The organism is Streptacidiphilus pinicola (assembly GCF_003258295.1).
Taxonomy (GTDB): Bacteria; Actinomycetota; Actinomycetes; order Streptomycetales; family Streptomycetaceae; genus Streptacidiphilus; species Streptacidiphilus pinicola.
In genome coordinates this window covers 66794-76725 of the sequence record NZ_QKYN01000042.1, presented here as the reverse complement: position 1 = coordinate 76725, position 9932 = coordinate 66794, and the positions used below count along the sequence as shown (strand labels likewise).

Sequence of the window (9932 nt, the reverse complement as noted above, 5' to 3'; positions counted from 1 at the left end):
GCGGGGCCGGTGGGGGGCTGGGGGACGGGCGCGCGCGGGGTCGGGGCGGGGCCGAGGAGGGAGGCCGAGGGGACGGTCGCGGGGAAGGACGGCGTGGCCTGTACCACGAAACCGGCGGGGGACAGCGGCGGCACCGCCGGCTGGGGCGGCGCGCCCAGCACGCCCGGCACGGTGGTGTAGAGGCCGCGGTTGGGCGCCCAGGTCAGCCCAGCGGGCAGCAGGAGGACGACGAGGAGCAGCCCGGTCGGCAGGGCCCAGCGCGGGCGGCCGCCGCCGCGGCGGCGGCCGCCCGCGCTGGGCCCTGCCGATCGGGCTGGTCCTGGTCGTCGTGCTGCTGGTCGCGGGGCTGACCTGGGCGCTCAACGGCGGCCTCTACACCAGCGTGCCGGGCGTGCTGGGCGAGCCGCAGCAGCAGGCGGTGCAGACGCTGTCACACGCCGGTTTCGTGGTACAGGTCAAGCAGGACTTCTCGGCGACCGTCCCCAAGGGCTCCGTCATCGGCACCGACCCGACGCCGGGCGCGCACGTCCGCAAGGACGCCACAGTCACCGTCGACGTCTCCAAGGGCGCCCAGCGCCCGACCGTGCCGACGGTCTCCGGCAAGTCCGTCAACGACGCGATCAGCGCGCTGCAGCAGGCCGGCCTCGGCGTCGGACCGCAGCGGCAGCAGGGCGACCCGACGATCCCGGCGGGCTCGGTCGTCGGCACCGACCCGGCGGCCGGCACCCAGGTCGCGGCGAACACGCCGGTCACCCTGATCGTCAGCTCCGGCCCGCAGCCGGTCGACCTGCCGGACGTCACCGGAGAGAGCGTCGACCAGGCCACCTCGGACCTGCAGTCGGCGGGCTTCCAGGTGAAGGTCGACCCGAACCAGGTCTACTCCGACCAGGACCCCGGCACCGTCGCCGCGATGAACCCGCCGGCGGGCGCCTCGCAGCAGGGCGTCACCGTCACCCTGGCCGTCTCCAAGGGCCAGCAGCAGGTCACCGTCCCGAGCGTCACCGGCCTCAGCGAGAAGGACGCGCAGCGCGCGCTGAAGCAGGCCGGCTTCAAGGTCCGCTCGCTCGGCTTCTCCCTCTTCGGCGGCGCCACCGTGCACAGCCAGACCCCGGGCGCGGGCGGCCAGGCCGCGCTCGGCAGCACCGTCACGATCTGGGTCTACTGACGCTCCGTCCGCCAGACCACCAGCTCACGGTCCGGTTCCTGACGACGCTCCACCACGGCGAAACCGAGCCGTTCGGGCACCGCGCCGCTGGCGCGGTTGCGGGCGTCGTGGTGGATCTGGACGTGGGTGGTGTCCGGCAGGGCGAAGGCCTGCCGGGTGAGCGCGGCCGCGGCCATGGTGACCAGCCCCCGGCCGCCGCCGGCCTCGTGGATCCAGTAGCCGATCTCCCAGCCGCCGGGCCCGATCCGCCGCATCATCGAGCACGACCCCAGCACCGGTCCGTCGGCCGCGCCCTCACGGATCGCGTAGTTGTAGGCCGAGCCGAGCGCCCAGTCCGCCTCGGCCTGGGCGAAGTACTGGCCGATGCTCTCCCGTGAGTGCGTGTGCGCCCAGGGCATCCACGGCTTCAGCCGCTCCAACGACTCGTCCACCAGCCGCGACAGCGCGTCAAGGTCCTCCACCCGCCAGCGGGTGAGGACGACGCGGTCGTGGGTGAGGGTCTCCTCGGCGCTGCGTTCCATGCCGGGATCCTTCCGGACCGCCCGCCACCTGGGCAAACAGATTTCGAGGGCCGCCGCTCAGGCCTCGGGGCCGTCGCCCGGGGACTCCTGGTAGGTGTAGCGCTGTTCGCTCCAGGGGTCGCCGAGGTTGTGGTAGCCGCGCTCCTCCCAGAAGCCGCGGCGGTCCGCGGTCATGTACTCCACGGCGCGGACCCACTTGGGGCCCTTCCAGGCGTAGAGGTGGGGGACGACGAGGCGGACCGGGAAGCCGTGCTCGACGGTGAGGGGATCGTCGTCGCGGTGGGTCGCGAGGATGGTGGTGGGCGCGGTGAAGTCGGCGAGGCGGAGGTTGGCGCTGAAGCCGTATTCGGCCCAGACCATGACGTGGGTGACCCCGGGCGCCGGCGGGACCAGGCCGAGGAGGGTCGCGGGGGCGATGCCGCCCCAGCGGTTGCCGAGCATGCTGAAGCGCGTCACGCAGTGGAAGTCGCCGGTCACCTCGGTGCGCGGCAGCGCGGTGAACTCGTCGAAGGTCCAGCTGTGCTTGTCGCCGTCGGCGGTCGCGCCGAAGACCTGGAGCTCCCAGGTGGCCGGCTTGAAGCGAGGGATCGGCCCGTAGTGCAGAACCGGCCAGCCGCGCTGCAGGCGCTGACCCGGGGGCAGACCCGGGATCTTAGAGGCTGCAGCCTGCTCGTTTTCGGACTGGCCCATGGCTCAATGGTGACAGATGCACAGCCGTGAAAACGCCACGGGTCAGGTGAGTGTGACCTTGCTGGATTCGCGGCGTCCGGAATGGAACGATGCCTCGAAACCGGACGAAACGGCAGAGAAAGGGCGCGACCCATGCAGGGCGACCCCGAGGTCATCGAGTTCCTGAACGAGCAGCTGACGGCCGAACTGACCGCCATCAACCAATACTTCCTGCACGCCAAGATGCAGGAGAACTTCGGCTGGACGAGGCTCGCCAAGTTCACCCGCTCGGAGTCGATCGACGAGATGAAGCACGCCGAGGTGCTGACCGACCGGATCCTCTTCCTGGAGGGCCTGCCTAACTACCAGCGCCTCTTCCACCTGCGCATCGGCCAGACGGTCAAGGAGATGTTCGAGGCGGACCGGCAGATCGAGGTCGAGGCCATCGACCGGCTGCGCCGCGGGATCGTCGTGATGCGCGCCAAGGGCGATGTCACCTCGGCCAACATCTTCGAGTCGATCCTCGAGGACGAGGAGCACCACATCGACTACCTCGACACCCAGCTGGAGCTGGTGGAGAGGCTGGGCGAGCCGCTGTACATCGCGCAGCTGATCGAGCAGCCGGAGAGCTGAGACGACGCAGGGTCAGGCGGCCTCAGCCGCGGTGTGCGCGGGCAGGCCGAGCCTGGCGGCGAGGCGGGCTGTCGGGCACGGGCGCGCGCCCTCGTGCCCCAGCAGAGCCTGGATGCGGCGGACGCAGGAGCCGCAGTCGGTGCCGGCCTTGCAGCCCTTGGCGACCTGGCGGGGCGTCTTGGCACCCTCGGCGATCTCCTGGCGGACCCGGTCCTCGGTGACGCCGTGGCACACGCACACGTACATCCGGGGCCTCCAAGTCGAGCGGTCACTGAGCTAAGGCTTACCTTACTCAGAGGGCGGACGGTATGAAAAGGCCCCCTCGGCGGAAACCGAGGGGGCCTTCGTCACACTCACACGCGGACGATCAGCGCAGCATCTCGGCCACGAGGAACGCCAGGTCCAGCGACTGGCTGCGGTTGAGACGCGGGTCGCAGGCCGTCTCGTAGCGCTGGTGCAGGTCGTCGACGAAGACCTCGTCGCCGCCGCCCACGCACTCCGTGACGTCGTCGCCGGTCAGCTCGACGTGGATGCCGCCCGGGTGGGTGCCCAGCGCGCGGTGCACCTCGAAGAAGCCCTTGACCTCGTCGAGCACGTCGTCGAAGTTGCGGGTCTTGTGCCCGCTGGAGGCCTCGAAGGTGTTGCCGTGCATCGGGTCACAGATCCAGGCGACCTGCGCGCCGCTCGCGGTGACCTTCTCGACCAGGTTGGGCAGCAGGTCGCGGATCTTGCCCGCGCCCATCCGGGTGATGAAGGAGAGCCGGCCCGGCTCGCGCTCCGGGTCGAGGCGGTCGATCAGCTCCAGCGCCTCGTCCACCGTCGTGGTCGGGCCGAGCTTCACGCCGAGCGGGTTGCGGATCTTCGACGCGAACTCGATGTGCGCGTGGTCCAGCTGCCGGGTGCGCTCGCCGATCCAGACCATGTGGCCGGAGACGTCGTAGAGCTTGCCGGTACGCGAGTCGGTGCGGGTCAGCGCCGTCTCGTAGTCCAGCACCAGCGCCTCGTGCGAGGAGAAGAACTCCACCGTCTTGAACTCCTCCGGGTCCACCCCGCAGGCGTTCATGAAGGCGAGCGCGTTGTCGATCTCCTTGGCCAGGCGCTCGTAGCGCTGGCCGGAGGGCGAGTTCCGTACGAAGTCCTGGTTCCAGGCGTGGACCTGGCGCAGGTCGGCGTAGCCGCCGGTGGTGAAGGCGCGGACCAGGTTCAGCGTCGAGGAGGACGCGTGGTACATCCGCTTGAGCCGCTCCGGGTCCGGGATCCGGGACTCGGGGGTGAAGTCGAAGCCGTTGACGGAGTCGCCACGGTAGACCGGCAGGGTCACCCCGTCGCGGGTCTCGGTCGACTTCGAGCGCGGCTTGGAGTACTGGCCGGCGATCCGGCCGACCTTGACCACCGGCACGGAGGCGGCGTAGGTCAGCACGACGGCCATCTGCAGCAGCGTCTTCAGCTTGTTGCGGATGTGGTCGGCGGAGACGGCGTCGAAGGCCTCGGCGCAGTCGCCGCCCTGCAGCAGGAACGCCTCGCCGCGCGCGACAGCCCCGAGGCGGGCGCGCAGCTGGTCGCACTCGCCGGCGAAGACGAGCGGCGGATAGGAGGCGAGGTCCGCAAGCACCTTGCGCAGAGCCTCGGAATCCGGCCATTCAGGCTGCTGCGCCGCGGGAAGGGACAGCCAGGAGAAGTCCTGGGCGGTGGTGTCAACGTTCACGGTCACGCTGCAAGGCTACGTGGTCACGGAAACGATCTGGGCGCGACGCCCGAGTGCTGAGACACGTGGTGGACAAGCTCCCTCCGCGGCCGGCGTCCGCTACGCTCTTCCTCGTGAACACGCTGCAGCACACCAACTCCTGGTGGTGGACCGTCCCCGAGGCGGCCCACTAGCTCGCGTACCCACGCAGACCTCAGCGGCCGCCCCTCGGGGCGGCCGTTCGCGTCTCACGCGGCCTCCCCGAACGCGGTCCACCCCGACCCGACTCCCGGAAGGCCCACCGTGACCGACGTGCCCGCCCTCATCGCCCGGCTCACCGACGCGCCCGAGCCGTTCGCCCTGCTGCACCGCCGCACGCCGCGCCTGGCCCCCGACACCGTCGAGCTGCTGATCGGCCAGGTGGGCGACCACGCGACGCTGGCCGAGCTGCCGCTGCCGCAGGGCGCGCCGGAGTCCGGCCGGCCCGAGCACGACCTGCTGGCCCTGGTCCCCTACCGGCAGATCCGCGAGCGCGGCTTCGAGGCCCGCGACGACGGCACGCCGCTGCGCGCGCTGCGGGTCCGCGAGTCGTACCGCCTGCCGCTCGCCGAGCTGCGCGCGGCGCTGCCCCAGCGGCCGGTCGCGCTGCGCGACGGCGGCTTCGACGTCGACGACGACGCGTACGCGGAGATCGTGCGCCGCGTCATCACGGACGAGATCGGGCGCGGCGAGGGCGCCAACTTCGTGATCCGCCGCGACTTCACGGCGACCCTGGAGGACTTCTCCCCCGCCCTCGCGCTCAGCCTCTTCCGCCGGCTGCTGGAGCAGGAGCGCGGCGCCTACTGGACCTTCCTCGTCCACACCGGCGATCGCGTGCTGGTGGGCGCCAGCCCCGAGGTGCACGTGCGGCAGACGGCCGGGACGGTGGTGATGAACCCGATCTCCGGCACCTATCGCTACCCCGCCGCCGGCCCGACGCTCGACTCGCTGCTCGCCTTCCTGCACGACCCGAAGGAGCTCGAGGAGCTCACCATGGTCGTGGACGAGGAGCTGAAGATGATGTGCCAGGTCGGCGACCTGGGCGGCCAGGTCCTCGGTCCGCGGCTCAAGGAGATGGCCCACCTCGCGCACACCGAGTACGAGCTGCGCGGCCGCACCTCGCTGGACGTGCGGGAGGTGCTGCGGGAGACCATGTTCGCGGCGACCGTCACCGGCAGCCCGGTCGAGAACGCCACCCGGGTGATCTCCCGCTACGAGCCCACCGGCCGCGGCTACTACGCCGGGGCGCTGGCCCTGATCGGCCGGACGGCGGGTGGGGCGCAGACGCTCGACTCCCCGATCCTGATCCGCACCGCGGACATCGACCCGGCGACGGGCCGCCTCGCGGTCCGCGTCGGCGCGACGCTGGTCCGCCACTCCGACCCGGCGTCCGAGGTGGCCGAGACGCACGCCAAGGCGGCGGGCGTGCTGGCCGCGATCGGCGCGGTCCCGGCGCGGGCGCCGCGCGGCGGCTCCGCGCCGGTGCTGGCCGAGAACCACCGGGTCCAGGCGGCCCTGGACGAGCGCCGCAAGAACCTCTCGCCGTTCTGGCTGCGGATGCAGACCGCCGCCGCGCCGGAGGAGCACGGCGAGGGGCTGGACTGCCTGGTGATCGACTGCGAGGACACCTTCACCTCGATGCTGGCGCACCTGCTGCGCTCGCTCGGGCACCGGGTGACGGTGCGGCGCTGGGACGTCCCGGGACTGGCGGAGGCCGTCGCCGGGCACGAAGGCCCGCTGGTCCTCGGTCCCGGCCCGGGCGACCCGGCCGCCGGGGAGCCCAAGATGGACGCGATGCGCGGACTCGTCGCCTCGCTGCTGACCACCGGCCGGCCGCACGGCTTCCTCGCCGTCTGCCTGAGCCATCAACTGCTGTGCGAGGCGCTGGGCCTGCCGTTGCGCCGCAAGGACACCCCCTACCAGGGGGCGCAGGAGCGGATCGCCCTGTTCGGGCAGGAGCGCACGGTGGGCTTCTACAACACGTTCACGGCCCGGTGCGACGCCGGCGCGGCGGAGCGTCTCGCCGGGCGCGGCGTCGAGGTCAGCCGTGACGCGGAGACGGGCGACGTGCACGCCCTGCGCGGCCCCGGCTTCGCGGGGCTGCAGTTCCACCCGGAGTCGGTGCTGACGCTCGACGGGCTCGCGATCGTCCAGGAGACACTTGCCCGACTCGTCCGGCAGAACGCGTAACCGCACCGCTCAGGGGCGGCAGAGCCGCCCGGGGTCCGGGTCGAGCTCGCGCATGCAGCCCGCCGCCCTGGCGAAGACGTCCTCGCCGATCCGGCCGACGACCCGCTCCCGCAGCGCGCCCGCGAGGGCCAGTGCGGCGTCCATGGCGACGCGCTGGCCCTTGGCCGTCAGCGAGGCGAGGACCACGCGGCGGTCCGCGGCACTCGGCTGACGGTGGATCAGCTCGGCCTCGGTCAGCCGGTCGGCGACCTTGGTGGTGCCCGCGGTGGTGAAGTTCAGCGTCGCGGCGAGCTGGTTCATCGGCGCGGTCTGCTCCGGCGAGGTCAACAGGAACCAGAGCACCTGGAACTCGGACGGCGCGATGCCCGCCTTCGCGTCCACGTCGGCCAGCAACTGGTCGGTGAGCCGACGGAAGCCCGCCTGCAGGGTGTTCCACTGCTCCAGCAGCTCAAGATCCGCCGTGTCCGGACACTTCTCGGCCATCCCCCGACCTTTCGTACGCATCGACCCGCTCTTGCCCAGGGTAGCAATGCGAGCTAATGTCTAACCAGCTACTTAATATTTGGCTAGCTATCCAGCGAGAGGTTCCTTGTCATGTCTGTCACGCTGCCTGCCGGACGCTACGAGCTCGACCCCGGCGCATCGGAAGTCCGCATCGAGCACAGGACGATGTGGGGTCTGGTCAACGTCAAGGGTCGCTTCACCGGCTTGAGCGGTGCCGGAGAGATCGCCTCCGACGGCGGGCCCGCGTCCGGCACGCTGACGCTGGCCGCCGCGTCGCTGGACACCGGCCACACCAAGCGCGACGTCCACCTGCGGTCCGCCGACTTCTTCGACACCGAGCGCTTCCCTGAGCTGGTCTTCACCGCGACCGAGGCCAAACCGCTCGCCGACGGCGGTGTCGAGGTCACCGGCCGGCTGACGGTCCGCGACGTCACCGAGCCGCTGACGCTGACCGGCACCGTCACCAGCCGCACCGCCGACTCGGTCACCGTCGCCGTGGACACGGTCATCGACCGGGACCGGTTCGGCCTCGGCTGGAACAAGATGGGCATGATGAAGGGCCTGACGACGGTCGCCGTCAGCGCCACGTTCACGCGCGGCTGAGCCTTCAGGCGGAGCTAGGCCTGCTCCTCCTCGTCGAGGCCGGCCGCGATGGCGTAGCGGACCAGCTCCACCCGGTTGTGGAGCTGGAGCTTGCCGAGGGTGTTCTGCACGTGGTTCTGCACCGTGCGCGGGGAGAGCACCAGCCGGTCGGCGATCGCCTTGTACGGCAGGCCCTTGGCGACCAGGCGCAGCACCTCCGTCTCCCGGTCCGTCAGTTTGGGCGTGTTCGCGCGGTCCTGGCCCGCCGGGGCCGGTTCGGCCGCGAGGCGGCGGAACTCGCCCAGCACCAGCCCGGCGAGGCCGGGGGTGAAGACCGCGTCGCCGGCCGCGGTGCGGCGCACCGCGTCGATCAGCTCCTCGCGGCTGGCGGACTTGACCAGGTATCCGGTCGCGCCGGACTTGACCGCCTCCAGCACGTCGCCGTGCTCGCCGCTGGCGGAGAGCACCAGCACCCGCGGCGCGGGCTCGCCCGCCATCAGCTGACGGCACACCTCCACGCCCGGCTTGTCGGGCAGGTTGAGGTCCAGCACCACGACGCCCGGCTGCACCGCCCGGCCGCGCTGCACCGCCTCGCGCGCGTCACCGGCGGTGGCCACGATCTCGAAGCCGGCATCCGCCAGGTCCCGCGCCACGGCCTCGCGCCACATCGGGTGGTCGTCGACCACCATCACCCGTATCGCGTTGCTCATCACTTCCCCTCTCGCTGCTTGGGCACCTGCTGTTTCGGGACGCGGAGCTCCACCTCGGTGCCCTGCCCGGCGGCCGAGAAGATCTCGGCGCTGCCGCCGAGATCGCGCAGCCGACCGCGGATGGACTGCGAGACGCCGAGCCGGCCCTCGCGCTCGGCCTCGGCCAGGCGCGCCGGATCGAAGCCCGGGCCCTCGTCGCGGACGCTGACGACGACGGCGTCCGGCTCGTCCTCGACCAGGATCCAGGCCTGGGCCTGCTCGCCCACGTGACGTCGGACGTTGTCGAGCGCGGCACCGACCGCGGCCGCCAGTTCGGTCGCGGCCCGGTTCGGCAGCAGCACCGCCGTCCCCGGCTGGGCCAGGCTGACCTGCGGGTCCGCGAGCGGCGCCAGCAGCGTGCGGACGTCGTGCGGGGCGTTCGGGTCGACGGCGACCGGCTCCGCGCGGGTCGCCGCGGGCGTGGCCGGGCCGAGGCCGCTCGCGATCAGGCGCCGCAGCGCCACCTCCTGCTCGCCGGCCAGCCCCGCGATCTCCGCGGCCTCGCCGCCGAGCTCCGTGCCACGGCGTTTGACCAGCGTCAGCACCTGCAGCACGCCGTCGTGGATGTCCCTGGCCAGGCGCTCGCGCTCGCGCGTCGCGGCCTGGATCTCCAGGGCGCGGGCGAGCGTCTCCTCACTCTTGCGGGCCAGGTCGATGACGAAGCCGATGGCCACCCCGGCGAGCAGCAGCAGCACGATGTTGTGCAGGTTGGACGAGTCGAGCTTGCCCGCCTCGGCGATGTTCGCGACGCCGACCACCACGCCGGCGAAGGCGGCCGGGAGCCAGCCGCCGAAGGCGGCGAAGCCGAGCACGCTGCCCGCGGCGCGGATCGTCGGCAGGGTGACGTCCCCGTCGTGCACCCAGTGCGGCGCGTCGAACGCCCGGGTCAGCAGGATCCCCACCACGACCAGGGCGAGGTCCGCGATCAGCCAGCGCCGGCCGCAGTGCTGCTTCGACCAGAAGACGCGGATGGTGCCGAGCGTCCAGGCCGTGAGCACCGCCATGTAGATCCAGGCGCCGGGCTGGTTGGTGTAGTGCTCCTCGTGCTGGGCGTAGCGCCCGACGGCATAGAGCACGGTCAGCACCCGGAAGGCGCTGATCGCGATCCACAGCGGCTGCTCGACGGAGAACGAGCCGCCGACGGCGACCGCGGCGACCTTCGCCCTTCCCCCCGTGTCCTCCACGTCCCCTCCTGC

At 72.1% G+C, this 9932-nt stretch carries 11 protein-coding genes and 1 pseudogene; 5 read left to right on the top strand and 7 right to left on the bottom strand.

Translation table 11 applies throughout. The features are described from left to right. Positions 1-180, top strand: a pseudogene (locus DN069_RS40895) (single-stranded DNA-binding protein); the annotation flags it as partial. Between the two features lie 148 nt (positions 181-328). After that, a complete protein-coding gene (locus DN069_RS12205; protein WP_111500950.1) occupies positions 329-1165 on the top strand; it encodes a Stk1 family PASTA domain-containing Ser/Thr kinase in 837 nt (278 codons plus the stop codon). Here DN069_RS12205 and DN069_RS12200 read toward each other — a convergent pair. Together DN069_RS12200 and DN069_RS12195 are read right to left on the bottom strand one after the other, a co-directional pair. Continuing rightward, entirely contained in the window at positions 1159-1686 is a 528-nt protein-coding gene (locus DN069_RS12200) for a GNAT family N-acetyltransferase (RefSeq protein WP_111500949.1), read from the bottom strand. The genes DN069_RS12205 and DN069_RS12200 overlap by 7 nt on opposite strands. A 57-nt stretch (positions 1687-1743) precedes the next feature. Next, complete coding sequence (locus DN069_RS12195) at positions 1744-2376, bottom strand: sulfite oxidase-like oxidoreductase (protein WP_111500948.1); 633 nt, start codon at positions 2374-2376, stop codon at positions 1744-1746. Positions 2377-2508: 132 nt separating this feature from the next. Here DN069_RS12195 and bfr point away from each other — a divergent pair, with 132 nt between their 5' ends. After that, the gene (gene bfr, locus DN069_RS12190) at positions 2509-2988 is read left to right on the top strand and encodes a bacterioferritin (protein WP_111500947.1); all 480 of its coding nucleotides are present in this window, start codon (positions 2509-2511) and stop codon (positions 2986-2988) included. A gap of 12 nt (positions 2989-3000) precedes the next feature. Here the strand turns inward: bfr and DN069_RS12185 are convergent, their stop codons facing one another. Together DN069_RS12185 and DN069_RS12180 are read right to left on the bottom strand one after the other, a co-directional pair. Beyond that, positions 3001-3234 carry a (2Fe-2S)-binding protein gene (locus tag DN069_RS12185; protein ID WP_111500946.1) on the bottom strand — a complete coding sequence of 78 codons (234 nt, stop codon included), beginning with the start codon at positions 3232-3234 and terminating at the stop codon, positions 3001-3003. Between the two features lie 121 nt (positions 3235-3355). Next, entirely contained in the window at positions 3356-4699 is a 1344-nt protein-coding gene (locus tag DN069_RS12180; protein ID WP_111500945.1) for a class II 3-deoxy-7-phosphoheptulonate synthase, read from the bottom strand. A 276-nt stretch (positions 4700-4975) separates the two neighbouring features. Here DN069_RS12180 and DN069_RS12175 point away from each other — a divergent pair, with 276 nt between their 5' ends. Next, complete coding sequence (locus DN069_RS12175; protein WP_111500944.1) at positions 4976-6901, top strand: anthranilate synthase family protein; 1926 nt, start codon at positions 4976-4978, stop codon at positions 6899-6901. A 9-nt stretch (positions 6902-6910) separates the two neighbouring features. Here the strand turns inward: DN069_RS12175 and DN069_RS12170 are convergent, their stop codons facing one another. Continuing rightward, positions 6911-7384: a MarR family winged helix-turn-helix transcriptional regulator gene (locus DN069_RS12170; protein WP_243639127.1), complete on the bottom strand. Its 474-nt coding sequence runs from the start codon at positions 7382-7384 to the stop codon at positions 6911-6913. Positions 7385-7495: 111 nt separating this feature from the next. On the opposite strand from DN069_RS12170, the gene DN069_RS12165 reads away from it, so the two are divergent. Next, positions 7496-8008, top strand: a complete 513-nt coding sequence (locus tag DN069_RS12165; RefSeq protein WP_111500942.1) for a YceI family protein — start codon at positions 7496-7498, stop codon at positions 8006-8008. A gap of 14 nt (positions 8009-8022) precedes the next feature. Here the strand turns inward: DN069_RS12165 and DN069_RS12160 are convergent, their stop codons facing one another. Together DN069_RS12160 and macS are read right to left on the bottom strand one after the other, a co-directional pair. Next, positions 8023-8697: a response regulator gene (locus DN069_RS12160; RefSeq protein ID WP_111500941.1), complete on the bottom strand. Its 675-nt coding sequence runs from the start codon at positions 8695-8697 to the stop codon at positions 8023-8025. Then, positions 8697-9920, bottom strand: a complete 1224-nt coding sequence (gene macS, locus DN069_RS12155) for a MacS family sensor histidine kinase (protein WP_111500940.1) — start codon at positions 9918-9920, stop codon at positions 8697-8699. Before macS ends, DN069_RS12160 begins: the two co-directional genes overlap by 1 nt. Between the last annotated feature and the right edge of the window lie 12 nt (positions 9921-9932).